Genomic DNA, 26,093 nt, shown 5'->3' with positions numbered 1-26,093 from the left:
TATGAAATTAATAAATCGTTCGGCATTTTCATTATTGCCGAAACAGGCGTTTGCAGACTGGGCAAATGCTCAGGCAGCTGATGAACTTAATGAGCAGCTTAGCCTTGAAGACCATCGCCGTGAAGCCAGTGTTTACATGGTTGATGAGTTTCAGGATGAGACCGATGTGGCGCGTTTATTAGAGCAACATTATGCGGCTATGTTTGAGAATGAGCTGGCTGCATGGGATGAGTTTGGTGATGACTGGCCAGCTGCACGCAGCTTTGAGCTGTTTCAGCAGTGGTTTGATGTGACACCGCAGGTGATTGCTATTGACCTGTCCGCTGAACCTTTAATGTTGGCACCATTAACTGACTGATTCTTCTTAGTTAGTGTCTGTGAATATGGCTTTTTCCAGCTGTCAGGCTCAGGTAAGATGCTGGCAGATACCTGTAGCGAGTTAATTTCCCATATGACAATGCAATTTTCTGCTAATGCCCGTTTATCTGAGCACCCGTTGCGTCAGGAGCTCTATGCTGAGATGCACTCGCGTCCTTTCCGGGTCATTGATGCGCCGGCACGTATTAGCCATCTGGTGATTATGTGCGATGAAACGCAGAAAAAATCCCAGTATGCGCATTTGCTGAAGCTGTGTGAAAGTTACGCCGTTGAGCCGCCGGAGCAGGATGTGGCATTTTTTCAGATGAATCTGAACGGCTTACAAATGCGCCGTGAGAAACATCTTGAATTCATTGCTTACACCTTTACCAGCCGCTGCGATGACTCCGAAGTGCCTTTTGCACACAGCTGTATTGGGGGCCTGCCAGAGGAATGGTTAGCCGGTTTGGAAGGTCAGATAGTGACGGCGTTTCACGTCACCGTACTGGATGCGTCTGAGTCAGGTGAGCCGGATATTCCGCAGGTAAAGCAATACTTTGACGACATGCGTCTGATTGGCAGTCAGCCTTCTCAGGGGGCCGCTCAGGTCTGGACAACTTATCAGCTGCATGATGATGGTTATGGCCGTTTTCTGGTGTACAACCGTGAGATGAGTGCCAGCCAGTTAGGCCGTCTGGTACAACGTCTGGTGGAAATAGAAACATACCGGCTGATGACTTTACTGGGTCTGCCTCTTGCCCGGTCTATCAGTCCACAACTCCGGCAGATGGATTTGAAACTGGCGGAGTTAACGCAGACTTTGGCGCAGGGCGATCAGCAGGAAGGTTTTAATGATGCGCAGCAGCTATTAGGGCAACTGACGGAGATTGCTTCACAGGTGGAAGCCTACCGGGCACAGTCGACATTTAGGTTTAATGCGACACTGGCTTATCAGAACATCATGTTTAACAATATTGATGAGCTGCGAGAAGACGAAGTTTCCGGGCACCTCACGTTGCAGGAGTTCATTGGACGCCGGGTCGGCCCGGCGGTTAAAACCTGTGAATCGGTCGCTGCGCGGCTGGAAGACTTATCCCGCAGGATTGACCGGGTTAGCGATATGTTGCGTACGCAGGTGGACTTGTCCATTCAGGGACAAAACCAGGAACTGCTCAGCTCAATGGACCGGCGTTCAAAAATACAGTTGATGATGCAACATACTGTAGAGGGGTTATCGGTTGCGGCAATCAGTTATTACACCATCGGGCTGGTAAAAATCTTTCTGGGGGTTCTTTATGATCAGGGAATCTCATTTGATAAGAGCCTGGCGTTAGGTATTTCTATGCCGTTGGTAATCATCCTTGTTGCCGGGCTAACCCGACGGGTGCATTCGAAATTTAATAAATTGGCTGATGATCCGGAATCTCCCCGGTCAGGCCATAGGTAAAGGTGTGATATGACACAAACTATTGCCACGCAGATTGAAGCAAAGCTGCGTGATTCACTGGATGTAGATCAGCTGTATATTGAAAACGAAAGTCACATGCACAGCGGACCTGCGACAGACAGCCATTTTAAGGTGGCAGTTGTTTCCGATGACTTTACCGGCAAGCGTCTGGTAGCGCGACATCAGGCAGTCTATAAGGCTGTCGATACCTTAATGAACAATCCTATCCATGCATTTTCAATGCATCTGTATACTCGCCAGGAATGGACGGATAAGAACGGAGAAATTCCGTTGTCACCAAACTGCATGGGCGGTTCTAAGTAAGTACTACCGGAGCAATTTATAAGCGCTTTAGCCGTTGGCTACAGCGCTTTTTTTTATGCCATAAAGCGAATGTTTATTGTCAGCGAAATGGCGTTCAGATTGTTGATTCGCATCAATGTTTTTCTTTTCAGGCAGCGCGATAGTTAATACATCAGTTAAGAAATCAAAAGCGCCATTAAAGGGAAAAACAGATGAGCATTGAACACCACGACCTGATTCATGAATTGCCAGAGTATCGTGAACGTATCCATACTTTAAAAATGAGTAACGCGCATTTCTCCCGGCTGTTTGAGGAATATCATGATGTGACTAAGGAAGTTGAGCGTATGGAGTCGCTGACTGAACCTGTATGTTCTGAAACAGAAAGTGCCCGTAAAGCTAAACGTTTGCATCTCAAAGATCAGTTGTTTTCAATGCTCACGGCCGAACCCGCTTAAAAGCGAATTTACCCAAAAACTGCTTTCGTAATGAAACCCGCTTTATTGCGGGTTTTTTTCTATTTATAGTGTCGGTATAGGTTATTTAAATACTTGGGATTTATGAATGCATTCAAGCGGTTATAACTGGCGCTATATCTTTTCAATCGCCCGGGAATATAAACCAGAACTGATTAAGGCAAATCTGATTGCGCTGTTGGCAACGATTGCCAGCGTACCTTTGCCTTTACTTATGCCGTTACTGGTAGACGAGGTGTTGCTTGGGCAGCCTGCGACACTGGTAGAGATTTGTCAGCAGTTGTTTCCTGAGTCCTGGCAGGGTGCTGTGCTCTACATTGTATCAATATTGGTACTGACAATTATTCTGCGCTGTATCGCGCTGGGGTTGAATGTCTGGCAGGGTCGTCAGTTTACGCACATTTCAAAAGAAGTTGTCTTCAGAATTCGCCAGGGATTACTGCAAAAACTAAAACGTATTTCGATGGCGAAGTACGAAACCCTTGGCAGTGGCAAGGTTAGTAATCACTTTGTGGTTGATCTGGATACCGTCGATCAGTTTGTTGGTACGTCGTTAAGTAAGTTGTTACTGGCGGGGCTGACGATTCTTGGCACGGCTGTAGTACTGCTCTGGATGCACTGGCAACTGGCGATGTTTATTTTATTACTCAATCCTATTGTGGTGTATTTCACTATGGTGCTGGGCAAGCGGGTAAAAGACCTTAAGAAAGATGAGAACGCTGCTTATGGCGCATTTCAAGCTTCCCTGATAGAAGTTCTGGAAGGGATTTATCAGATTCGAGCAGCCAATCGTGAAAAGCATTATTTGCAGCGGTTGCAGGGGCAGGCTGAAGAAGTGCGGGACCGTTCAGTTGCCTTTGGCTGGCGTAGCGAAGCCGCTGGCCGTTTCAGCTTTATGGTGTTTCTGGTTGGTTTCGATTTATTCCGTGCATTATCGATGTTGATGGTAGTTTTTTCTGATCTGACCATTGGCCAGATGATGGCTGTGTTTGGCTATCTCTGGTTTATGATGGGGCCTGTTCAGGAACTGTTGGGTATTCAGTATGCCTACTACAATGCAAATGCAGCGCTATCGCGGATTAACGAATTGGAAAATCTGGAAGAAGAACCAGATTATCCGCATCTGGAAAATCCGTTCAGCAAGCGCGAATCAATCGCGATTGATGTCGAGAAAATACATTTTGGCTATCTGCCTGATCAGGAAGTACTCAAAGGTTTGAGCCTAACAATTGAAGCCGGTCAGAAGATTGCTCTGGTGGGGGCCAGTGGTGGCGGTAAGTCGACGTTAGTGCAGATTCTGCTGGGCTTGTATCCGATTCGCAGTGGCGCGATCCGCTACGATGGTGTGCCCGTAGAACAGATAGGTTTTGATCTTATTCGCGAAAATGTTGTCACAGTGTTACAGCAGCCCATGTTGTTTAACGATACAGTACGCGGCAACCTGACGTTAGGGCGCAAGTTTGATGACGAACGCTTGTGGCAGGCGCTTGAAATCGCGCAGTTGAAATCATTTGTCGCCGAACTTGACGGTGAGCTGGATGCATTGGTTGGCCGTCAGGGTGTACGTTTATCCGGTGGTCAGCGCCAGCGGCTGGCAATTGCCCGTATGGTTTTGTCTGATCCTAAGGTGGTTATTCTGGATGAAGCAACATCGGCACTGGATGCACAAACAGAATTCGAAGTGCTGTCTGCACTGGAAAACTTTTTGGTGGGAAGAACGACGATTATAGTGGCTCACCGCTTAAGTGCAGTGAAGCAGGCCGACAGAGTTTATGTATTTGAAGACGGACAAATCAGTGAACAGGGAGAGCATCAGGATTTGCTGCAACAGGATGGCTTGTATGCCAAACTTTATGGGCAGCATCAACATTAATACTGCTCAAGTTTGCGGCAGTTTTACATAACAGCGCTAACGTATAATTAAAAGCAGGTTAAGCAATTGCTTGCTAAGTTAGAGTGAACAATTATTTGGAGGCAACCCCGGTTTAGTCGCTGGGATGCGAGGTAAGTTATGAATAAGATTTTAGTGGCAACGGTGTTGGCTGCGTCGGTAATGTTGCAGGGCTGTGCTTCTTCACTGACCGGTGAAACTTATTCCCGGAGCGAAGCGCGGAAAGTTCAGCAGGTACAATATGGTCAGGTGCTTTCAGTGACACCGGTTGTAATTGAAGGCCGTACTAACAGCCCGCTGGGCGCTGGTGCAGGTGCAATTATTGGCGGTATTGGTGGCAGTAAAATTGGCGGCGGTACAGGGCGCAGCATTGCAACGGTATTAGGTGCAGTTGCTGGTGGTGTAGTCGGCCAGCAGGCTGAAGAAAAATTAACCCGCAAGCAAGCTCAGGAAATTACGGTTGAACTGGAAAGCCGCCGGATTATTTCTGTAGTACAGGAAGTCAGCGGCAATGGTATTTTCCAGGCTGGTGACCGGGTACGTATTCTTGGACAGGGCGGAACTGCGCGGGTAACACGTTAGTTATCAATTTTCTATATCTGTAAAAAAGCCTGCTATTAAGCGGGTTTTTTTGTGTCAAAAAAATAGAAGAGTTTGGTGTGATAGATTTAGTAGATTAAGCCCAACAGACGAATAAATGTTTTTTTCTAACGTCGTTTGTTTTTAAGGCCTGTCATCGTAAAGCGGGAAGTATAAAGCAAGAGTGACATGCTGCTTATGAACATTGACAAGTGTGTACTGAGAATCTCGAGTATTTGATACCATTTTTTAGCGCAGTTCTTGTTTGTCTGATGGAAATATTTACCAATGAATTCATAGATATACCGACCTGTTTAGGTTTTTTTAAGTTTCCTCGGTTAAACCGGGAGTCAGCAGCTATAATTATTTTAATAAGAATTGAAAGGTTTGCTTTAGGTAGTAGGTTGTTCTGGGAACGGGGATACATATATGGAGCGTTATCTGCAGTATGGTTTAACAAGCGTTATTATTATTATGCTTTTATTAAACGTAATACCTGCATTAAAAGCTTATCAAATTAGCAAATCTATTCGTTCTGAAAGCCCAGGAGGTTCGAGTTTACCTGAGCGCTATCTGATTCTGGGAGACTGGCCGTCATCAGTTCAGTTTCCGGATCAAATAACTAAACATTATAATTATAAAATAACACCAAAGAAAAAGTAATTTTTATAAATCTTTATTGCCTGAATGGGGATCCGGGATGATAGAGCCAACATCATTAATTACAATAACTCGAATATTTTGGCGTACCGTTTTTCTTATACTATTTGTGACCTGCCTTTTACTCTTCTACCGTAAGTTGTTGCAGTATTATCCTCCAGCGGTAATTGCTGATTTAATGACTCATGTAAAAAATCAACATTTTATTAATTTTGTTTTGGTTTTTGACCTTTTCTATTTCTTTGTTGTTTGTGTAATATTGCATCTTATATGGGCAGCAGTAATTACTGTTAGCTGTAAGCCATGGATTGAAAAAAAATGGAATGATAATACTAAAACACTGATTTGGATGGCGATATTTTTTGGTCATATGACATTAATAATAGCTTTGAATTCTTTATTTTATCCAACATCTTTATTAGGGTTTTTACGGCATAGCTATATAGTTTCACCAGCGCTGTTGATTTTTTTGTCATTTATATTAGGAAGTTTATTCTTGTATGGAATGTATCACCTTATAGGAGGGGTAAAGTTATCAATAGTGGCTACTATAACTATTATATTTACGTCAGTTAACTTAGTATCTTTTAAAAATAATGTTCAGTCTCCCCAACAGAAACCTAATGTCATTATTATCGGTGTTGATGGTCTACGCCCTGATCATTTGTTATACAAAAATGGCCCTTTAGCTTGGGCTCCGAATATAAATGGTTTCTTAAGCGAAGCTGTTGTTTATGATCATACATATTCTCCTATGGCCAGAACTTATGTTGCATGGATGAGCCTATTGAGTGGAACTTATCCAGTAAAACACGGTGCTCGTTTTAATCTTACTTCTCCTAGCCAGGTAAATACGGAATTCGATTTAATAAATAAACTTAAAAAAAATAATTATAAAATGCATTATGCCATGGATGAGCGGCGCTTTAATCAGATTGATGAAGCTTATGGTTTCGATAAGGTGATCGGTCCAAAAGCTGGAGCTGCAGATGCTCTGATAGCGAATAATGCAGATTTACCGCTGATTAATTTAATGCTCAATAATTCTTTTTCTAAATATATATTTCCTTATCTTTATATGAACCGGGCGTACGGAAAAGCGTATCGTCCACATCAGTTCAATAAAGAGGTGGTTAATTCTCTAGCAACAGATTCTCCTAATTTTTTGGCAGCACATTTCTGTATGCTGCATTGGCCGTATACATCTCGAGAATTTATTCCTTCGGAGAATACTGACTGGACAGGAAATTATAATCACTTCATGTATAAAAAAATGCTGCAGAAAATGGACAATCAGTTTGCAGATTTTATACACCGACTTAAAGAAAGTGGACAGTTAAATAATGCACATGTTTATGTTTTTTCTGATCATGGCGAAGGATTTATGCTTGAAAAAGATACAATTAGTAACCCTTCGTATCCAGATGATTATTCATTAAAAACGAATGCATGGGGACATGGTACAAATGTTATGAACCAGGCTCAGGCGGATGTACTGCTTGCATACTCTAAATTTGAAAATGGCAGATCTGTTCAGCAGGGTTCTGTTATATCGGGTTTATTTTCTCTTGTTGATATAGCACCAAGTATTTTGGCAAAACTAGAACTTTCTGATCATCTATCCTTTTTCGATGGAGAGCCATTACCAAGTCGAGAGAAGAAAGATAATAATAGAATGATTTTTGTTGAATCCTCTTTACCAGTAAAATCGCTTAATACCAGTTTTATTGACAAAAAAGCTGTTTTCTCTGAAACTTACTCAAAGTACTTAGTTGATGGTAATGGAAGGTTAATTATAAAGCCTAATGAATACTCTAGTTTTATTAAGAGAAAACAACGATCAATATACTATTATACATGGCAGTTGATATTTTTACCTGACCATGAGGAATTAGTTCTTATAGATACTTTGAATTCAAAATGGCACTATTTATCAGAATATAAAGGAGACGCTCCTTGGCCCGTAATGTTAAAGAGTATATGTGAACATTATTCAGAAGATCCTGGATTTGACCCATATGGGTATTGCCAATCAAACAACATTTAGTCATAAAAATGTTGTGTAGTGAAATTCACTTTTCCAGTTTATATAGGGGTGGTGATAATGCCGAATTTTTTTGATGATAATCTAATATAACAAACGAAGCCATTTTGTTAGATTCTTAATAAAATTATGATCTTTAGCTACATATTATCGTGAAAGTATAATTTGTTGTTGATGGAGGTACCTGACTAGTGTGAATAGCGTTTCCTTGTGTATGAGTTATCTAGCTTAACTACTAACTTGTTATAAATAAGTTAGTAGCCAATTAACTGGTATTGATTGGAGGAGGTTATTCAGAGCAGATAAAGAGTCGTGTATTTTAGTCTTGCGCCATTTTTCCCAGACTGTCATGGACACCAAGACACATTAGATTAAGCAGAGCGTATATCTTTGGCGCTTCGCGTGTGATGCCTTTTGCGTTTAGACCAGATTACGAATGGAAAGGTGATCAGAAGGTTTACCACTAATCCAAAAACTATTCCGAAAACTATGCCATTCGTCGTTAAAGGGATTCCTGGCTTGAAGTTATGAACGGTTTTTTCCAAGTAGTCATATCTAACAGGGTTAAGCATATAGGTTGCTTTATCTATGATGTTGCCACTCTTCAATATTTGTATGCCTGCCTCTAATTCTTCAAATAGTTCAAGGGTTGCTAGCTTTTGCTGTGCGTCAGCCCGTACGCTTTTGACATCGTTTTTAAGATGATGCTCAACCATTGCTCTGACAGACGGATATTCATATCGGCTGGCGGTGGATTCATAACCTTCGACTTGCGATTTTGTAGCCTGATACATACCGGATAAAAACTGTTGGTAATGATCAGCCAGCTGAGGTATCTGCAGGGCGAAAATAAGCGTGACCCCGAAAACCAGCTTATCTAATAATTTTCCAATCAAGTTGTTCTCCTTAGATGTTAGCTGCTACTTGCAAAAAATCGGAAAACCATATGAAGCTTGGATTGTCCGAACGAAGCGCATCGTCTGGCTGGAGCGAAGCAGGTTATCTGGATACGTGTCTCTATATTAAATATTACTCTATAACTTGCCTGAAAGTTCTATGAGCTTTTCCAGCTGATTGCTACTTAGCGGTTGCAGCATATGTTTTGAACAGTCTTCGAAGCTTAAAGATGCATCTTCAAATAAACGTTGGCCCGCCTTCGATAGCTTGACCAGGCTCTGACGAGCATCTCTGGGATTCGATTCTTTTTCTACTATGCCCATTTTTTCCATCGGTGCTATTAACCGTGTTACACCAGATGCACTTATACCTACAGCTTCTGCTATTTCAATGCGTCGCATGGTTTTAAGCGCTGAAGAATTCAAATGACGCATGATCATGAATTCAGTAAAGCTAATACCATGAATGCTTAGTTGGCCATCGACTCTCTTTATTAATTTAGAGGCGAGCATTGAGGTTTGAATGACAAAGCTTGCTTCCAGTGATTGTTCTGACATATTACAAGTCCTTAAGTAATGCTTGATTACTCAAGTATATGTGAAGCTTGTGTGAGCTGTAAACTCTGTCAGTGAAAAAAGTTTCAACAGTTAATACCGTGGGGTTTTTGAGTGTGAATATAGAGGTGTCAGGCAAGGGTATCTAGATAGTAAAAGCCGGCTAGAGATACTCAGTGTGTATCATTTTGCTTTGCAGAATAGTGTTGCTTCGGTGAATCAGGCTGCATAGAAGAGCAATTCTATTGTTCATTGTTTTACACTGAGTGAAAAAGCTGGATTAGATATTACTGTTGTTAGATGAGTTTCAAAAATGTGTTTAAGCATTTTTGGCTCTACCGGTTAGCTTTGCTTGGCGTAATAGCATTTAGATTCATCTGGATTTGTTGGTTGTCAGATTCGAATTTAAGTTCGCTAACGATGTTTGTATCGGGACCAATGACTAATCGTCCATTAAGTTTAACTTCACTGTTGGACAGTATTGGTATCACCTGCCATGAGCTGTTCTCGCAGGTCCAGTCGGTTTGCAATGCGCCCCAGTTAATTGCGGGTTCTTTGCTGTGTATTCTGTTGGCTGTTAGCTGGATGACTGTATTTTCATTACACCCGCTGAGATCCAGGTGCTTAATATCAAGTTGGTACTTACCCGTCAGGTTAGCGGGGAAGGTTACTAACCTTAAAAGATCATTTATTCTGCCGTAACCATTAAGCGCCTTGATATTAGTACTGGTTAAAGCCGGAGTCAGATTGAATGTGCCAGTCGCGGATTTAAGTTGCCAGCTAGGCGAAAATGTAATGAGAGATAGTAAATCTAATTGCCAGTGAAAGGCTGAGTCAGGATACCGACTGCTGGTTGCTGTTCCGGTTAATAAATTTCCTTCTAATGTAAACGAAGAAATGCCGTAGTTTTGTAAATAACTCTCTAATAGCCTGGCGGGTAGTAGTGCAATAGCGGCGATGAAAAAGCTACAGAAAAATGTTAACAGTAAATATCTCATTTCTCAGTTCCGTAGCTGAATGTCAGTTTTGCAGTCACTATTCCCGTGCTCTGCAGAGGAGTGATATGGCCCTGTGTGAGAAGAATACTTTTGTTTTCCAACGTCGTTATTGCGTCGATAAGATGATTGAATTCTGCTGAATCAACAGTCATTGAAAGTTGCTCAGTCCCACTACTGTTAAGCCGTGATGAACTGATATTTTTTCGGGAAAATACATCATTAATTTGTTGTCTCAGGTTAATCTCCGTTGATGGCTGGCTTTGTTTGAGCGGCGGAGAAATCTGATAACGAGCTTTTTGCATCCATGCCAGATCAGCTTGCTTACGTTTTAATTGTTGCTGTAATTGCTGGTTACTTTCCAATACAGGTTTTATCAGCAGCAACCATGAGAAAAGTAAAAGAATGGTTGGAATCGCAATCGCCAGGGTTTTTAATTCTTTGGGGCTGAGGCGTGAAAGGTAATCCTTTGTCATATTAGCTTCCTTGCGTGTTAGGTAACAAATTGATGAGCCCTGATACGCCTTCAGGGGTTTGTATTAAATCGCCAAATTTATAGTTCAGGTTTTGATGTTTTAGTTGTGCTTGAATCTGTTCCAGAGGCGCGAATCCGTTAGCGTTAAGCAGTATTTGTAAGCTTTGGTTATTTTGATTGTAGCGAATACTTTTGATATGTAGCTCTCCTGGGCTGAGGAGTTGAGCTATCTGATGAAGTTGACTAATGAAAGACAGGTGCGACGGACGGTCTTGCTGTCGCTTGATATTTGCACGCATCTGGCTGGCAGGGTTTATGATTTTTTTAGCCTGTGGGTACAGCGTTTTATACAAGGCTGTCATTTCTTGATCTGCGTGCTGTATGCTTTTTTCCAGCTGATAATTACCCAGTAAATTACTGGTTAACCAGAGTAGCAGACAGAAAACGGCAGTTATTGCCGGAGCTGTGACCAAGCTGCGGAACTTATCGAAAACCGTATATTTAGCAAACTCTCCGGATAAAAGATTTACAGATGACTTTTGAGCTTTTAAGACCGCTTCCTGTGTAAAGATTGACTGCCGTACCAGCGGCGTTATTTTACTTTGCCGTAATGTTTCTGAGCTTTCTGTTGATATGCCTGAGCAGGATAATATTTGCAACTCAGTTGTGTCATGTCTTTCCAGTATATGCGGCAGAATTTCAGCAGGAAGTGCGCCTTTATATAGACAGCTGTGAACGAGTATGCGGTTGGTATCTATCCACAGGGTCGGATGTTCTGAGTCAAGCAGGAATATATCTGCTGTCAGACATTGCAGGTCCAGACCCGAGTCCTCAAACGACGCTTGCCATCTTGTAATAATGTCCCGTTTGCAGGTAAGGGTCTCGGCACTGTCTGTACCGTTATGTCTGTAAGCTATGTGGCAGTGTTCCAGAGGTTCGGCGAGAAACTCTTCTATCTGAAAGGGAATCGTTTGTAAGGCAGCTCCGGATACATTGGGTAATTCTAATCGGATAAAACTGATCAGTTCTGAGGGCAGGTAGACATGACAAGCCGCGTCTGGAAACTGATTTGCAAGGCTTTCCAGATTAGTTAGATCTACGGTTCCTGACGAAGGGGTGTGCTTAGCCTGAAGCGCTATCCAGCTACACTGCTGTTGTTGCACGTCTGCTAACAGATGGATGACAGTATGCTTTTTCATGGCATAGCTCCATAGTATCGTGCCACCACCGTGCCTTTATCATTGTTAATACTTAACAGGCTGTTGAGTCGGATTCTTGCAATGTCGTAGTGCACATCGATTTTTGCATGAAAGAAATTACGTTTCAGAGAGAAGGCTGCTTTTGTTGCCGGAGTGATCTCGGTGTCTTTAAAAACGCCTTGTGTAAAGAAGCTCTTAATATCCTGATAACCGTCTGCGGGTCTGGCTTCTAAGAGTTGTCTGATCGCTTCAGGTGACAGCGCATCACCCAGTACTGCTTGTAGTAAAGCGGTATCTTCGGTGGTTAAGTCATTTGGATTGATGGTCAGGCTGGAGTCGTTAATATGAGCACATAAATGTTGTTTTACTTTGTCGAATTCTTGCACGCCCAGAATATTTAACCGGAAAATTTCAGCAGTATTCATGAGCTGCGTATTGTTGGGTTTGGGGGTGTTAATACCTGCACGTTCAAGCCCAAAACTGTCCAGAGGCTGCTGGTCCTGATCAATCCAGTCGGCAAGTCGGCTGGTGAATATTCGACTGGTATGTAATGGAATGCCTGAGTGTTGCAGTAAACGTTTCAGGCTGTTGATTGCTATTAAACGATCGGGATTATTGGTTTCTGTCTGTTCTTCAGGTGTCTTACTGTCAAGACTGTTGAGGTTAAAACAGTTATGCAGAGGGGTTAACTGAATGTTTATATTTCCTTTTTCTATAGGGTAGTCGGTACGCAGTTGTCCGGCTTCAATCACCTTAAGGTTATGGAGTTCGCGGATTTTAAGTAAGGCGTGGCTTTCGCCACTACGTGCAAACCATTGCGCCTGAAATAAGCTTTGCAAGCTGCTTAGACGGTTACTGCTGTAACGTGATTTCTCATAAAGTTCTGTCGGAATAATGGTCAGAATAGCCATCAGAGATAGTACGATCAGTAAAGCTGCACCGGATTGCTGATTATGCTTCATCAGGTTGGTTTCCGGTTGGAAGAGCTACGACAAGATCAGCATTTTGCCAGTATGGGTGCTGAAAGGTTAATTGCAGCGCCAGTGGTAACTCTGTAGCTCGATAATTACCAAATAACTCCCGCCACTGCTGAGTATAAAGCTGAATTTTAATCGCGCTTATTTCTTCTAATACGACTATTTTATGCCAGCTTTGCTGGTCCGGCATTGCAGGAAAAGGACGTTGTTCTCTGATTAGCTTGGTATCAAGTAGCCGGTAGCGTACCCGTATCAGCTGTGTTGTATCATGTCTGAGGGAAGGGGAGGCACTAAATCGAATAAATTCCATAAAACTGCTGCCAACAGCTTCACTGACTGGTCGCAATAGCATACCGAAAGAAGAAGTGGTGAAATCATCACCCTTAAGTTGTCTGGGAACCAGTTGTTGTAAATCTCGCTGGATGATACGTAATCCTGAATCCAGCTGAATTAATTGTGCCTGTTGTTGATTTAGCAGTTTACCGCTGCGTAGCATAACGTCCAGCATACTGTTGGCAGCCAGACCGATTAATGCTGTCATAGCAATGGCAACCAGGAGCTCTATCATGGTGAAGCCGGCGAAACTGTTCAGGGCTGATTTCATTCTGTGAATTTAAACCCCGTAAGCTGTGCCAGATAATGGTTTTGGCTGTTGGGTCGAAATACTTTTACTGAGAGCCGTTGAAAGTTGTCAGTTGACGTGTGCTCTGCACGTAATTGCCAGTTATATGTATAGCCTCCGAATGAACTTGAGCCTTCCTGGTTGGTAGGGCTCTCCGGCAACATCGCCATTGTCATTGTGTTATTCGCAACCCAAAGGGCCAGTTGCCGTTCAGTAATAGCGTCCGCATGCCGAATTGAAGCGCTGGTTGCCTGCACAATTGCTGCCGCAGCCACGCCCAGTACAAAAACTGCCACCATGACTTCCAGCAAGGTAAATCCGCTATAGCGGGAATTAGTATTTGCTGGATGCTTATTCTGCGAGTGCATAGGGGCCCCTTAAGATGATGTCTTTAGCCGGGGTGACTAATATCAGGCTAACATTGCTGAGCAGGCCGTCTGGCGACGCGAAGATAACAACCTTTCTGCTTTCACTGTTTGCAGGTTGTGGGGATACTTCAAGTGTCATATTGGCTGGCAGTTCCACCCAGTTTTTCTTCCCTGCGGGTGTCCAGCCATTATTCGAGAATTGCATCAGCCGGTATTTGTCGGTGTCAGTTTGCATTCCATACCAGCGTTGCTCTATAAGCGCTTTGTTAGCCATTTCCTTAAGGAGTATTTCCAGTTCAGCAGCAGGATTATTGTCATTAGCTGTTACATAAGGCCTGGCGATAATAATGCTGCCGATAAGCCCGATTAGGGTAATCACGACCATCAGTTCTAACAGGGTGAAGCCATATTGCTTACCAGTTAGCGATATCTGCTGCCATTCCTTCGCCATCAGTATTGCCGTCCGCACCAAGTGAATAAATGTCGTAGCTGTTATGCTCGCCGGGATAAAGGTATTGGTATGAGTTGCCCCATGGATCGCTGGGAAGACGCTTAATATAGCCGTCCATTCGATAGTTTTTGGGCGCGGGAGGTATCGTCGGTTTACTCACCAGAGCCTCTAACCCCTGATCTGTTGATGGGTATTTATGATTATCTAACTTGTACATATCCAGGGCATTTTCCAATGCGGAAATATCCGCCTTAGCTTTTTCAACCATCGCAATATCCTGATTTTGCAAGACATTAGGTGCAACGATTGCAACCAAAAGTCCCAAAATTACGATGACCACCATTATTTCCAGCAAAGTGAACCCCGTTTGCTTTGTGTGGGGTTTATAGCGGTGGCAAATATTGCTTAGATTACGCATTGTTGTGCTCCCTGCTCAGAGTTGCGTGAGGTCATTTAATTGCATGATTGGCAGTAATATCGCCAGCACAATAGCAAGAACGATAAGCCCAAAGATGATGATGAGAACCGGCTCTACCAGCCGAGTAGTAATAGCTATGATGTTATTTAGCTGGTGTTCCTGCTGTTCGGCAGACTTCTTTAAAGCGAGCGACAACTCGCCTGAGATTTCACCGTTAGCAACCATAAATACCGTAATTGGTGGGAAGAGTTTTAGCTGTCCCATAGCTTTATTAAGACTGCCACCTTCCCGAACGCTTTCTGACAGGTTATTTAAAAGAGTTTTGAAGTAAATATTTGCTGCTGTTTGCTGGCTTACGCTTAATGCCTGTAGCAGGGGCGCACCGCTGTTTAGCATTATATTGAGTGTGTTCAGCATTCGGGCTGTTTCCAGATTGATCAGTAGTCTGGAAATAAACGGGAACCTTAGCAGTTGTTTATGCAGGGTCATTTTAAATCTGAAGTGGCGATAGCTGTAATGAAAAGCAATTAACAGCGCCAGGGCAGTACAGATCAGTATGCCGCCGTTATTCACAATAAAGTCAGACAGACTGATCATGATACGGGTTAGCAGCGGGAGCTGCTGGCCAACATGTTCAAACTGTTCGACAACTTTAGGCACTACGTAAGCCATGAGTACGCCAATGATGATGGTTGCCACCAGAGTTAGTACAATTGGGTAAATCGATGCCTGTAAGACAGTATTACGTAGTTGTTGGTTACGTTCAGTGTAGTCAGCCAGCTGTAATAATACTTTACCCAGATCTCCCGACTTTTCGCCCGCACCTACCAGAGCCTGGTAGACAGGAGGAAATATGCCAGGGAATTCGGTCATACTCTCGGCAATGCCCTGACCTTCACGTACTTTGCTTTTTATACCTTGTAATGCCGTACATAAATGTTTGCTATTACTTTGCTCAATAGTAGCCTGAAGCGCATCTTCGATAGGGATCCCGGACTGGATAAGTACAGCAAGCTGTTGTGTAAACAGTGCCAGTTGTTGCACAGATATTTTGGGTTTAAACCAAAGTTTTCTTTTGGAAGGTTGTTCATTAACCGGTGTCAGAATGTTTGTTAACAGTTTTTTATCACGCAGGAGCTGACGTGCCTGTCGTCCAGAATCTGCATCAATAAAGCCGCGATGTTTTTTGCCGGTCATATCCAGCGCATGATATTCAAACGATGGCATAGCCAGTTGAGTCCTTAACTGTTCTTAATACTTCGTGGGCAGGTGTTTTACCCTGTAAGACTAGTTGTCTTCCTTCCGTTAATAAGGTGCTGACATAGGCCTGAGCATATTCAGCAATTTCATGTTCACTGGCGCGGTTATGGATGAGCTTTGCCAGCGGGGGAGTAACAGTAAGAAGTTCATATAAACCGACACGACCAGAGTAGCCGCTGTTGTTACAGAGGTCACAGCCGCAAGCATCAAAAACCTCTGCATTTGCCTGAGTTGAATCTCCTAACCGCTCAGCAAGTTGGGCATCCAGTGTTGCCGGGGTTTTACAGTGTTTGCACAAAAGTCTTATTAAGCGCTGGGCTAATACACCTTTAAGCGCTGATGCGATCAGATAGGATTCGATACCTATATCCATCAGGCGGGTAATTGCGCCAAGCGAATCATTGGTGTGTAGTGTTGATAAGACAAGGTGCCCGGTGAGGCTGGCCTGTACCGCTATCTGTGCTGTTTCTGCATCACGAATTTCACCTATCATGACGACATCCGGGTCCTGACGCAGAATCGCTTTCAGGCCTTTGGCAAAGCTCATCCCGGTTTTTGTATTAACGGGAGTCTGCCCGACACCTTCAAGTGCATATTCAACCGGGTCTTCAACTGTGAGTATATTGCGTGATTTATCATTCAGAGCGGATAGTCCGGCATAAAGAGTGGTGGTTTTACCTGAGCCTGTGGGGCCGGTTACCAAAATAATCCCGTTAGGTACCTGAAACAGCTCGTGAAGTTTATCAGCGGTTTGTTGAGGTATTCCCAGCTGTGAAAAATTAAGTTGTCGGGTCTGTTTCTCCAGTAAACGCAGAACAATGCGTTCACCGTGAATCGCAGGCATAGTCGAGACTCGGACATCCAGTGCCTGACCCGCCATCTTTAACGATACCCGCCCATCCTGTGGAACGCGTTTCTCAGCGATATCCAGTTTAGCCATGACTTTGATGCGGGAGATCAGACGTGGAGCCCAGCGATAATCTGGCTTTAATACCTCCTGAAGCACACCATCTACACGTATCCGGACTGACATACTGGCTTCGAACGTTTCAATATGTATATCCGAAGCTTTTTGTTTGAGAGCCTGGCTGAAGAGGACATTTATCATACGAATCACTGGCGCATCGTCCTGACTATCAAGTAAATCTTCAGTGATAGCTGTTTCCAGATTCATGTCTCTGAGATCAAGGTGGTCGTTCAGTTCATGTATTGCTGCAAAGTCATTATCGGCCTCTTTATAAATGAGAGAGATCTGTTTCTGGATTTCATCCGCTGACTGCAGCACATAGTTCACTGGAGCTGGGAGTACGCGACAGGTTTCTGCAATTGCCTGAAGCGAGGTGCTTTCGGAATAGAGAATGTCAGCAGGCTGGCTATCAGTGCGAATAGCCATTACGCCTTGTTTGTAGGCAAAGCTGAACGGCAGTAAAGGAGTACTCTTCATAGGAATGCCACTCAGAAAAAGGTTTCAGGTGAGACATACTGAAGTTCACCTGACTCACTGATTGCGTTAGGTAGCGGTTGATTGCCATACCAGCTCGGTGCAATGCTTTCGCTATCCCAGCTGGGCAAGGCAGGGCGTTTTTCTCCGGGAATGAGGTTGATGTCTGTTTCAATATTTTGTTGCTGCTGCAGGCTGTACAGTGCCTGATATTTTTTACGGCTTTCCTGTGTGGCAGAAGCCTGATCCAACAGAACTTTTGGCCGTAGAAAAACCATCAGGTTACGTTTTTCACGTTTTGTCTGATCAGACCTGAAAGCTTTACCGAGCAAAGGAATATCGCCTAACACCGGGACTTTAGAATAGGTTTCCTGTACTTCATCAGTCATCAGGCCACCAAGGGCAATCATTGAACCATCGTCAATTAAAACCGTGGTATCTATCACCCGTTTGTTCGTCACAATATCTGATGCGAGTAGGCCAGACACGGATGAAACTTCCTGAGTGATTTTTAGCAGAATGGCACTGCCTTCATTTATTTGAGGTTTAATGGTGAGCTTAATACCTACGTCTTTACGTTCGATTGTCTGGTAGGGATTGTTGTTATCTGAACCTGTTGTTGAACCCGTAATCACCGGTATTTCCTGACCAACAAGAATAGAGGCTTCTTCATTATCCAGTGTGACCAGATTTGGTGTTGATAGAATGTTGGTGTCTTTATCGGTCGCCAGAGCTTGTAGAAACGCAGCAAAACTAAAACCGTTACGGTTAATACTGCCGGTTGCCAGGTTAAGACCTTCACCAATAAACCCTGAAGTGTCGGCTTTTTGTGAGGCTGCATTTGCCAGGGCAACAATACTGTTATTGCCGCTGCCGGGAAAATTTACTGCAGACACATAATTGTTATTACTGCCAAACAGCCACTGAATGCCAAGTTCCCGTGCTTTTGTGTCAGTTATTTCGGCAATGATGGCTTCCACCATTACTTGCGCACGCCGGATATCCAGATTAGAAATAATACTTTCCAGATTTTTTATAATTGATGGGTCACCGGAAATGATAATAGCGTTGGTCTGTTCGTGAGCATTTATCGTTACATTTTGAGGTGCTGAGGCTGAGATCTGTCCACCGTTACTGCTGCTGGCATTTTCAACAATACTGTTACTGACACCTTTTAAAACAGGTAAGAGGTCTCCTGCATTGGCGTATTTAAGATAGATAACTTTATGGTTAGCCGTATTTTCTACTTCGGAATCCAATTGTTCAATGATGCTTTTAAGCTTCAGCCAGTCAGGCAGGTCTGCGCGTATAATCAGTGTATTTGTACGGGTATCTGCTGAAATAATAGGAGGGGTTCTGCTTTGTTCGGCGCCCTGTCGCTGAGTAAGGTTATTTAAGGTTCGTTCTAATTCAGTTGCTGACGCGTAGTTAAGCTTTATTATTGATAAACGTTGTGAGTCTGCCCGGTCGACTTCCTGAATGATCTTTGAGATGCGTTTTACATTTGTAGCTCTGTCTGTAACCAGAATTACGTTAGAAGTCGCATAAGCGGCAATAACCCCTATTTGTGCATCTACCAGTGGCCGCAGAGTTGCAGCTAGCTGGTTACTGTTAACATTTTTAACTTCTATGACCTGGGTAATTATTTTCTCGCTGTTACTTTGTGGAATTCCCAACCCAACTTCTGCACCTTGCAGTTTGGCTCCCTGTGCCGGTATTACTTTCAGAATACCTGTGCCGTTATCGATAACGGTGTAGCCTTTTACACTCAGCTGAACTAAAAAAATCTCATATAAATCTTCCGAAGATAGTGTTTTCGGGCTTTCGATGGAGATGCGTCCTTTGACCTTCTCATCAATAATGATGGTTTTTTCAGTAAGTTTGGCGATGGTATTGATGAAGTCCCGGATTTCGACATCCTGCATGTTTAAGGTGTAGTCTTCTGCTGTTGCAAGGCCTGAAAAAAATACCATTGCGTTAAGTACTATCAGAACCAGGATATGTTTAATGGTATTCATCGTTCAGATACTTAACTTAAGGGTTATAGCTGTAGACTCACGCTGCAGTTGCAGGGCAATCATTGGCGTTTCTGTTAATAACGAAAGAATGTTGTCCTGAGAGTGTTGTGAAATATCTTTACCGTTAAGGTGAGTGATGATGTCACCTGACTGTAAGGGGATTTGTGCAAGAAACCGTTTATCTTTTCCTGGTTTAATAAGCAGGCCGGATACATTGTTTGATGATGCAGCAACCTGACTGAAGGAAACAAAGCGTTTATAAAAGTCGGGTCGTGTGGCGACTATACGGTCAATATGTTTTACAACTCTCTGCAGCTGGTCGTTATCCTGTAAGTTTATGTGCTGTATAGGTATTAGAGTGTTGGCAGGAGGTTCCGCAACATCTGATACATCAACCTGTATGTTACTGAGAAAGCTGTTCTCAGACGTCTCTTTTAAGAACAGATGTTCTTCTGTGCCGTCATTATCAATAGTGATTCGGCGTTCATCTATCGCAGTAATAGAAATTTCAGGCTTTCCCAGAGAGAGCAGGGTTTGATGGATTAAAAAAGCACCGTGCTTTCCGTTATGGCTGAGAATAGCCGCCTTACTTTGGTGTGAACCACTGATGATGCCAAGTACCTGGATATTAAGACGGCTGATTTTAGGTTTGGGTAAAACCGCATTCGGTGCGTTTTTTTTAACAACACCAAATAAATTGGCGCGAATAATTTCTGATGAATCGAGGCTGACAAGCGTGTGTGAGTTCAGGGCAGCTTTAGTATTAATACTTTCCGCTGGGGTAAAACTGAGCTGGCTGATGACAACCTGCCAACATAACTGAGCCAGCAGAACGGCACATCCGGCAATCAGAATATGAGTAAGTGAGCGAGAGATAAACTGAGGAAGTAGCATAAAAAGTTGCCTGTTATATCCATATAGTCAGCAGTCAGAAATCCAATTTCTTCTGTTAGATTACCTCGTAAGTGGTTCGTATAAAAGCATGTTTTATTAAGTTTTTAAAAAATATTCATATATCCAAGAGCTTTTAAAAACTAATAAATACTTCAATAGTGCTGATTACTGTAGTAAGTTCGTCCAATTAATATTAAGAGACAGGTTAGCTGTGATCAATATTGTTTCTAAAAACAAATAAATGTTATAGCTAATTCAACGTGCCACAGAAGGTGTCTTAGGAAGATGTTTTTTTAAGGAATGAATTTTAGTTTTGAGGGAATAAAACGTTGTACATTCGTTTATTAAGAATAATTAAGGTGCTGATGGTCTTGCTGCTCTCAGAGTGTCAATACACAGTCTTAAAACCACCTGCAGTAACCACTGAAAATACCAGGTATCGGATAGAACTAGTTGATCTTTTGAAGCAGTCGCGATCAGGCGTTGCTGAATTTTTAGTGCAGCAGAAAGTCGGTGAAGAATGGGTGCCAGCCATAAATACGCAGCTATGGTTTGATTTTGTCGGCTCTGAATTACGTGTATCTCCGGATCAGCCTTTAAAAACTGATGCGAATGGTGTTGTTAAGTTTGAAGTGCGTTTAGCAGACCCTCTTAAGTATTTTCGCTGGGTAAAATCTGATAGTTACCCCATTGTTAGTGAATACCGTAAAGTCGTTGCGGATGTCTTACCTACGGTGCCTTATAGCGGTGAGGGGGATGGATGGGATAAGGCCAGTATAGACAGGGGTTATTTGATTAAACTTAAAGCTGGAGAGGCTTATTACTGGTTACCTGTGCCATATAAGGATATCCGGCCAGTGCTTGCCAGGGTTTCTGAAGCAGTGCATTTGAAAAAAATGCAAAGGGTAGAGCTTAAGTTGTTTGATCAGCAGCGGACAGAAGTAGAAGGGGTAGATGTTTTTCTTACCGGAGCGCCTCCGCCAGCTGAGGATATTCTGCAAGGAGCCTTTACGAGTGCCGCAGCGCTTAAATATGCTGCTGATGTTTTTCCTGAGTATGCTGCAGGAAAAGTTGGCGGCTATGATAAAAAACATTACCAGGTCTATCCGGGAAGGTATCGGATCGAGGTGGAAAAAAACGGGCAAGAGATATTTGAAGATGTATTAGTTTTTACCGCTGAATCAAGTCCGGTTAGAGAGATTTATTTCAAAGAAACAGCATGTAATAAAACTCGGCGGTCATCCTGGCGTGCACATGCTTATGTGTCATGTGTTAAATAAAATCACTACAGTTTAAATAATTGCTTTATGTGCTTATTTTTACTGATGTTTATGAGGCTATGAATAGAATAATTAATAAGAATTATATTTCATTCATCACAAGGATAGTGAGGGCGTTATGAATACATTATTATCTTCAATTATAACTGTTTTACTTATTTTAATATTGCCTATATTGGTTTGTGTTTACTTTTATAACAGTGCTGTAAATAAAGACGAGGCAGTATTTAGTGCATGGGCGCAGGTTGAAAGTAATTATCAACGTCGAGCTGATCTGATTCCTAATTTAGTAAAAACTCTTTCTGCTTTTATGAATCATGAAAGAAACACCTTAGAAAGCATAACAACTGCCCGCGCCGGGGATAATCAAAAGATGGAACAGATTATGAGCTTACTTATGAATGCTAGTCAGGACGGTGAACAAATGATGGCAGAAAATGCATTAGTTGGAATTACAGATAAAGATTTCTTACAGGCTTATGATGTCTCACAAAGTAAAATTGGTGGCTTAATGAATAAGCTGATTGCCACTGTTGAATCTTATCCTGAGCTTAGGTCAAATGATCAAATTTTAGCTTTGCAAGCTCAGTTAGAAGGGTCTGAAAACCGGATTAATATTGCAAGAATTAATTATAATCAACACGTTGAAGCATTTAATCGTTCTATCAGAGGGATTCCAGGTAGTTTTATTGCTTCTATTGGTAGTTTCAAGCGAAAAGAATATTTTCAATCTGATAATGGTTCCAATGAAAGGGTATCTGTTGAATTGGATTGATTAACAAAGTGAACTTGATTAAATAACTCAAGGATGAGTAATGAAATTTTTAACGCTAGTGTTACTGCTGCTTTTGACGGCCGTTATCATCAGGCTCTCTTATGACGGAAATAGTTATTTAGATAAAATCGATTTACAAGACTTATTTGATCAAAAATTAAGTTTAATTGATGATCAGTCGAATCTATTATCCGTAGATGATGAAAATTATATTAATGAATACCATCAGGTTTTATTACAAAGATATGATCTTGATTACCGCATTGTTACGGCAAATGATATTTCCGATATCGACGAATATTCCAGGCAATTATTCAATGATGAGTTGATTGGGGAGCAAAGTCGTCAGGGTAGAGGTTTGTTATTAGTAATTGATCCGGTTAAGGATGTGTTACGCATAGAGGTTTCGGCTCAGCTTGAGTCTGTTTTTCCTGATGCTTTCATTGCGTACATTGAACAACGGCAAATGGTGCCTTATTTTAAGTTAGGCAGAGTAGATGAAGGCATCTTTGCGACGAGTGAATTGATCAGAATTCGATTGATTGATGCTATGAAAGGTGGAGAGTTTGATCCTGACTCATTGAAAATGAGTATAGGCGGTGGAGCGAGTAGTAAAGGTAATATTGCCAGCGGACGGGATAATACCTTTGTTGAAGGGCGATCGGACATTCTCGCAGCTGAACAGCCGGTTGAAACCTTACGTCGATTTTTTGAAGCGATGGAAAATCGGAATGGTCGCTGGGATCTGGATATTTTTACTGCTGGGTCAAAGTTGCATATGAAGGGAAAAGTAAGTACTCCTGCTCAGATGGATAATGCTGTAAAGCGGTATAAAAATTGTCAGATGGAGCATCTTTTCTATGATAGCTCTCGTTCCTTGGCTGTTTGGATGCCTAAATTGCAGGACCGCTCCTGTGATCCGTTTCTATTTGAAAAAGGCTACGATGGAAAGTGGCGGATTGATCTTAAAGCAATGGGAGATGGACTCGGCCATACGGTAGGAAATATATGGTATCTTGATTTTAGTCGTCAAAATCAGTCTGGGATTGCTAAATATCTTTTTGGTTTCGAACACTTATATATATATCGCCCTGAAGGGGAGCGTTTTGATCATCAGGGGATTCCATTTTATAAACCTTTTGGAATGAAATATGGCTATAGTGGATATGAAGGTACAGTAATAAAAAGATTTGTTGGACTAGATTCTTATCTTAAAAATCAGGGGCTGATGGTTGGTGACGTTATTTTACAATGGGAAAGTAACAAAAATCCACATTCGAACGTTGTAGACAGACGGATGCAAATTGTTCGACCTGGATTAGATATTTTTCTTAAAATTCGCCGTGGTAATATGTACTTTGATAAGTTTATTAAAGCACCTCCATATCCAGATCCCGGAAAGTATCGTTTTGGTGTGACGTTCTTTAGTAGAGGTAAGCACCAAGTTAAAATATTTCATATAGAACCTGATTCTCAGGCTGATCGTATGGGGCTAAAAAAGAATGATTTAATTACCCATTGGAATGAGAAAAATAATCCGAGTATTAATTTTATTGATGATGAATTATATAATTTAAAATCTGATGATGAAATTTCCATACAAGTTTTACGTGGAGATTTTTATATGAATTTTAATGCAAAAGTAGAGCCTAAACGAGAAATGAGTCAGGTTCACTAATATAATTTAACTGTTATATTAGAGTTTTTAGGTGTTAGGGGTATTATTGATTTTTATTTGTATATTTAAAATGGGTGATTATGTTTAATCATCCATTTGGTATCGAATAAATGTAGATAATATTTTCGTATGCAGTTAACAAAAAGTTATATGTGTCTTTTAACAGTTACTGAAGTTAAAAGAAATAGGAAGTATTAATGAAAGGATTTCAAAGGACAGCTTTAACCTTAGCCTTATTCTTTTTTGGGGTCGGCCTAGCTATAGATACAAGTGATCATGTTCAAGTTATATATATTGGTATGAGTAGTATGTTTTTTCTATTTGGTATTGATCTGCTTGTCCCTGAAGATGCTTCTGTAGATAGTGTTGAAGAATTTTATAAGGAAGCAGACTCTATAATACCTGTACTTAGGCAGCCAATTGATTAAGGGCTGGACCAGTTATTGAAACTGATTTCGTGACTTAAAATATGATCCTGATTGAAGAGTTTGTTTAGTTTTATACTGATTTATTTATCTGTGAATCATTAATTACGTTATACATTATGGATGTTTTGTATCATATAAAAGAGTGGCTAAATTTAAATTTCGTTTATAAACATGATCTTAAATGTAGCACATTAAAATCATTTTTTAAAAAATAACTTTACCGGTTGATACCATATTTTTGTTTTAATATACTGCCTCCCAAGTTGAGTAATTTTACTCTGTGAGTTTATTCAATAATTTCATGATTACATAAATTACAAGGACGTATTATGAAAGCAAAAAAATATATTTCGTTTGCTATTTTTATTCTTTTATCCAGTAATTCGTTTGCTACCGATACAAACCCGGGAAGGCTTTGTATTGATGAATTACCCATTGCTAAAATGGAATATGGGTTCATCACAAATATAGAAGGTGGAGATGACTGGGGGTCTGCTGTACTTGTTCATTTTCGGACGGGAAACAGTATTATTAAAATACCGTTAAACAAGCGCTACAATGCTAATGATACTCAGGGTCAATCATTGATAAATGCACTGAATCTGGCTTTTATCAATTTTCTTCCTGTTACTTTAAGAGATCATTGGAGTAATAATTGTGATGATTTTGATCAGGTTATTCTTCATCCGATAGAACGTTAAAGTTAATCAGTTTCTTATACAGCTAAAAAGCAGCTCTGGTTTCAGGGCTGTTGTTTTATTGGCGAGAGTCCAGCTTTGAATTGCGGGTAGTTCTAATAATTATTTGATGATGAGTTGAGGAAAAAATAACCCTGCACTGTGGCAGGGTTACTGGGTATTAGCTGAGATCTATATGCTCAGATCTCTTTATGTATTTCTGTCTGTATTAACGCTTATCTTTTGGTGCGTGGAACAGCAAATACAGATCAACCAACAGGTCCGGGATGCTGCGGCACATCTCGTCACACAGACGCTGGTCATCGCGCATGCTGGTGAATTCTGGTTCTTCAAACAGGTCAGATGCGATCATGATAGGTAGCATCAGCTCTGCGACTTCTTCTTCCGCCTGGTGGTTAAACCATTCGTCTTCTTTCAGGAATACACCTTCCATGAAAGCCTGTGCCCAGAGTGTTAATTCTGCAACTTCATCTTCGGTATCGTGAAGGGTCAGGTCGCACGGCATCAGCATGTCGTGATCGTTATAAAGATCGCTGCCAATGTTGCTGTAAAGACGGTTTAGCAAATGTGTAATGCGTTGCTTCTGTTCTTCTGACTGATAGTCAGGTTTACCGTCGAATACTTCCTGTAAACGTTGCTTTTCAGAAATTTCAGCCGGGCTGATATTCAATGCGCAGAAGTAACCGTGGGTACCGATCAGGTCCAGGGCATCTTCAGATACAGCATCACTGAACAGAAATGCCTCTAATTCATCGAGTTCATTATCATTCAGGGGGGCTGTCAGAAGAGGGTTTTGCATAGTGAATATCCGCTAAGTTTCGTGAAGCCGCGATTTTACCAGTGATTGGCGGTAAATGCGTAGTCTTTATCTAACTTAGTTTGAATATCGGGTGACACCCTGATCTGGA

28 protein-coding genes are annotated in these 26,093 nt (G+C 42.0%); 13 read left to right on the top strand and 15 right to left on the bottom strand.

All coding sequences use genetic code 11. The features are described 5' to 3' along the window. The first annotated feature begins 1 nt into the window (after position 1). The 8 genes from OCU49_RS16045 (at position 2) to OCU49_RS16010 (ending at position 7,760) form a co-directional block, all read left to right on the top strand. Entirely contained in the window at positions 2 to 358 is a 357-nt protein-coding gene (locus tag OCU49_RS16045; protein WP_261841569.1) for a hypothetical protein, read from the top strand. Between the two features lie 57 nt (positions 359 to 415). Then, positions 416 to 1,804 carry a DUF3422 family protein gene (locus tag OCU49_RS16040; RefSeq protein ID WP_261841568.1) on the top strand — a complete coding sequence of 463 codons (1,389 nt, stop codon included), beginning with the start codon at positions 416 to 418 and terminating at the stop codon, positions 1,802 to 1,804. A gap of 9 nt (positions 1,805 to 1,813) precedes the next feature. Further along, on the top strand, positions 1,814 to 2,128 hold the full coding sequence (locus tag OCU49_RS16035) for a BolA family protein (RefSeq protein ID WP_261841567.1): 315 nt from the start codon (positions 1,814 to 1,816) through the stop codon (positions 2,126 to 2,128). A 191-nt stretch (positions 2,129 to 2,319) separates the two neighbouring features. Continuing rightward, positions 2,320 to 2,565, top strand: coding sequence for an HP1242/YdcH family protein (locus OCU49_RS16030; RefSeq protein ID WP_261841566.1), 246 nt, complete (start codon positions 2,320 to 2,322; stop codon positions 2,563 to 2,565). 106 nt (positions 2,566 to 2,671) lie between these two features. Beyond that, a complete protein-coding gene (locus tag OCU49_RS16025) occupies positions 2,672 to 4,456 on the top strand; it encodes an ABC transporter ATP-binding protein (protein WP_261841565.1) in 1,785 nt (594 codons plus the stop codon). 138 nt (positions 4,457 to 4,594) lie between these two features. Further along, positions 4,595 to 5,056, top strand: coding sequence for an outer membrane lipoprotein (locus OCU49_RS16020; RefSeq protein WP_261841564.1), 462 nt, complete (start codon positions 4,595 to 4,597; stop codon positions 5,054 to 5,056). Positions 5,057 to 5,482: 426 nt separating this feature from the next. Then, positions 5,483 to 5,716: a hypothetical protein gene (locus OCU49_RS16015; RefSeq protein WP_261841563.1), complete on the top strand. Its 234-nt coding sequence runs from the start codon at positions 5,483 to 5,485 to the stop codon at positions 5,714 to 5,716. Between the two features lie 37 nt (positions 5,717 to 5,753). Then, the gene (locus tag OCU49_RS16010; protein ID WP_261841562.1) at positions 5,754 to 7,760 is read left to right on the top strand and encodes a sulfatase-like hydrolase/transferase; all 2,007 of its coding nucleotides are present in this window, start codon (positions 5,754 to 5,756) and stop codon (positions 7,758 to 7,760) included. A 368-nt stretch (positions 7,761 to 8,128) separates the two neighbouring features. On the opposite strand, the gene OCU49_RS16005 is transcribed toward OCU49_RS16010, so the two are convergent. The 14 genes from OCU49_RS16005 to OCU49_RS15940 form a co-directional block, all read right to left on the bottom strand. Further along, a complete protein-coding gene (locus OCU49_RS16005) occupies positions 8,129 to 8,653 on the bottom strand; it encodes a DUF2937 family protein (protein ID WP_261841561.1) in 525 nt (174 codons plus the stop codon). A 138-nt stretch (positions 8,654 to 8,791) separates the two neighbouring features. Further along, positions 8,792 to 9,211, bottom strand: coding sequence for a MarR family winged helix-turn-helix transcriptional regulator (locus OCU49_RS16000; protein ID WP_261841560.1), 420 nt, complete (start codon positions 9,209 to 9,211; stop codon positions 8,792 to 8,794). A 332-nt stretch (positions 9,212 to 9,543) separates the two neighbouring features. Further along, complete coding sequence (locus OCU49_RS15995; protein WP_261841559.1) at positions 9,544 to 10,206, bottom strand: hypothetical protein; 663 nt, start codon at positions 10,204 to 10,206, stop codon at positions 9,544 to 9,546. Next, on the bottom strand, positions 10,203 to 10,679 hold the full coding sequence (gene gspM / locus OCU49_RS15990) for a type II secretion system protein GspM (RefSeq protein ID WP_261841558.1): 477 nt from the start codon (positions 10,677 to 10,679) through the stop codon (positions 10,203 to 10,205). The genes OCU49_RS15995 and gspM overlap by 4 nt, the downstream gene beginning before the upstream one ends. A 1-nt stretch (position 10,680) precedes the next feature. Beyond that, positions 10,681 to 11,877 carry a type II secretion system protein GspL gene (gene gspL, locus OCU49_RS15985; protein ID WP_261841557.1) on the bottom strand — a complete coding sequence of 399 codons (1,197 nt, stop codon included), beginning with the start codon at positions 11,875 to 11,877 and terminating at the stop codon, positions 10,681 to 10,683. Further along, positions 11,874 to 12,839 (bottom strand): type II secretion system minor pseudopilin GspK, encoded by a 966-nt coding sequence (gspK, locus tag OCU49_RS15980; protein WP_261841556.1) that lies wholly within the window; start codon positions 12,837 to 12,839, stop codon positions 11,874 to 11,876. The genes gspL and gspK overlap by 4 nt, the downstream gene beginning before the upstream one ends. Next, the gene (gene gspJ, locus OCU49_RS15975; protein ID WP_261841555.1) at positions 12,829 to 13,458 is read right to left on the bottom strand and encodes a type II secretion system minor pseudopilin GspJ; all 630 of its coding nucleotides are present in this window, start codon (positions 13,456 to 13,458) and stop codon (positions 12,829 to 12,831) included. The genes gspK and gspJ overlap by 11 nt, the downstream gene beginning before the upstream one ends. Then, positions 13,455 to 13,844, bottom strand: coding sequence for a type II secretion system minor pseudopilin GspI (gspI, locus tag OCU49_RS15970; protein ID WP_261841554.1), 390 nt, complete (start codon positions 13,842 to 13,844; stop codon positions 13,455 to 13,457). Before gspI ends, gspJ begins: the two co-directional genes overlap by 4 nt. Then, positions 13,828 to 14,295 carry a prepilin-type N-terminal cleavage/methylation domain-containing protein gene (locus OCU49_RS15965; RefSeq protein ID WP_261841553.1) on the bottom strand — a complete coding sequence of 156 codons (468 nt, stop codon included), beginning with the start codon at positions 14,293 to 14,295 and terminating at the stop codon, positions 13,828 to 13,830. The genes gspI and OCU49_RS15965 overlap by 17 nt, the downstream gene beginning before the upstream one ends. Next, positions 14,258 to 14,713 (bottom strand): type II secretion system major pseudopilin GspG, encoded by a 456-nt coding sequence (gene gspG, locus OCU49_RS15960; protein WP_261841552.1) that lies wholly within the window; start codon positions 14,711 to 14,713, stop codon positions 14,258 to 14,260. The genes OCU49_RS15965 and gspG overlap by 38 nt, the downstream gene beginning before the upstream one ends. A 15-nt stretch (positions 14,714 to 14,728) precedes the next feature. Continuing rightward, positions 14,729 to 15,940, bottom strand: coding sequence for a type II secretion system inner membrane protein GspF (gspF, locus tag OCU49_RS15955; protein ID WP_261841551.1), 1,212 nt, complete (start codon positions 15,938 to 15,940; stop codon positions 14,729 to 14,731). Beyond that, positions 15,927 to 17,417, bottom strand: coding sequence for a type II secretion system ATPase GspE (gene gspE / locus OCU49_RS15950; protein ID WP_261841550.1), 1,491 nt, complete (start codon positions 17,415 to 17,417; stop codon positions 15,927 to 15,929). Before gspE ends, gspF begins: the two co-directional genes overlap by 14 nt. Before the next feature lie 11 nt (positions 17,418 to 17,428). Further along, positions 17,429 to 19,432 (bottom strand): type II secretion system secretin GspD, encoded by a 2,004-nt coding sequence (gene gspD / locus OCU49_RS15945; RefSeq protein ID WP_261841549.1) that lies wholly within the window; start codon positions 19,430 to 19,432, stop codon positions 17,429 to 17,431. A gap of 3 nt (positions 19,433 to 19,435) precedes the next feature. Then, a complete protein-coding gene (locus OCU49_RS15940; protein WP_261841548.1) occupies positions 19,436 to 20,326 on the bottom strand; it encodes a type II secretion system protein N in 891 nt (296 codons plus the stop codon). A 329-nt stretch (positions 20,327 to 20,655) separates the two neighbouring features. Here OCU49_RS15940 and OCU49_RS15935 point away from each other — a divergent pair, with 329 nt between their 5' ends. From OCU49_RS15935 to OCU49_RS15915, 5 genes are all read left to right on the top strand, one after another. Next, positions 20,656 to 21,606 carry a hypothetical protein gene (locus OCU49_RS15935; RefSeq protein ID WP_261841547.1) on the top strand — a complete coding sequence of 317 codons (951 nt, stop codon included), beginning with the start codon at positions 20,656 to 20,658 and terminating at the stop codon, positions 21,604 to 21,606. 118 nt (positions 21,607 to 21,724) lie between these two features. Next, positions 21,725 to 22,381 carry a LemA family protein gene (locus tag OCU49_RS15930; protein ID WP_261841546.1) on the top strand — a complete coding sequence of 219 codons (657 nt, stop codon included), beginning with the start codon at positions 21,725 to 21,727 and terminating at the stop codon, positions 22,379 to 22,381. Positions 22,382 to 22,421: 40 nt separating this feature from the next. Then, complete coding sequence (locus OCU49_RS15925) at positions 22,422 to 24,059, top strand: TPM domain-containing protein (RefSeq protein WP_261841545.1); 1,638 nt, start codon at positions 22,422 to 22,424, stop codon at positions 24,057 to 24,059. 197 nt (positions 24,060 to 24,256) lie between these two features. Next, positions 24,257 to 24,487 carry a hypothetical protein gene (locus OCU49_RS15920; protein WP_261841544.1) on the top strand — a complete coding sequence of 77 codons (231 nt, stop codon included), beginning with the start codon at positions 24,257 to 24,259 and terminating at the stop codon, positions 24,485 to 24,487. A gap of 329 nt (positions 24,488 to 24,816) precedes the next feature. Further along, on the top strand, positions 24,817 to 25,188 hold the full coding sequence (locus tag OCU49_RS15915; protein WP_261841543.1) for a hypothetical protein: 372 nt from the start codon (positions 24,817 to 24,819) through the stop codon (positions 25,186 to 25,188). Between the two features lie 205 nt (positions 25,189 to 25,393). On the opposite strand, the gene OCU49_RS15910 is transcribed toward OCU49_RS15915, so the two are convergent. Beyond that, positions 25,394 to 25,984, bottom strand: a complete 591-nt coding sequence (locus OCU49_RS15910) for a YecA/YgfB family protein (RefSeq protein ID WP_261841542.1) — start codon at positions 25,982 to 25,984, stop codon at positions 25,394 to 25,396. Positions 25,985 to 26,093: the final 109 nt, after the last annotated feature.

Origin of the sequence: Aliamphritea ceti, assembly GCF_024347215.1 — a bacterium.
GTDB classification, from domain to species: domain Bacteria; phylum Pseudomonadota; class Gammaproteobacteria; order Pseudomonadales; family Balneatricaceae; genus Amphritea; species Amphritea ceti.
This window is presented reverse-complemented; position numbering and strand designations above follow the sequence as displayed.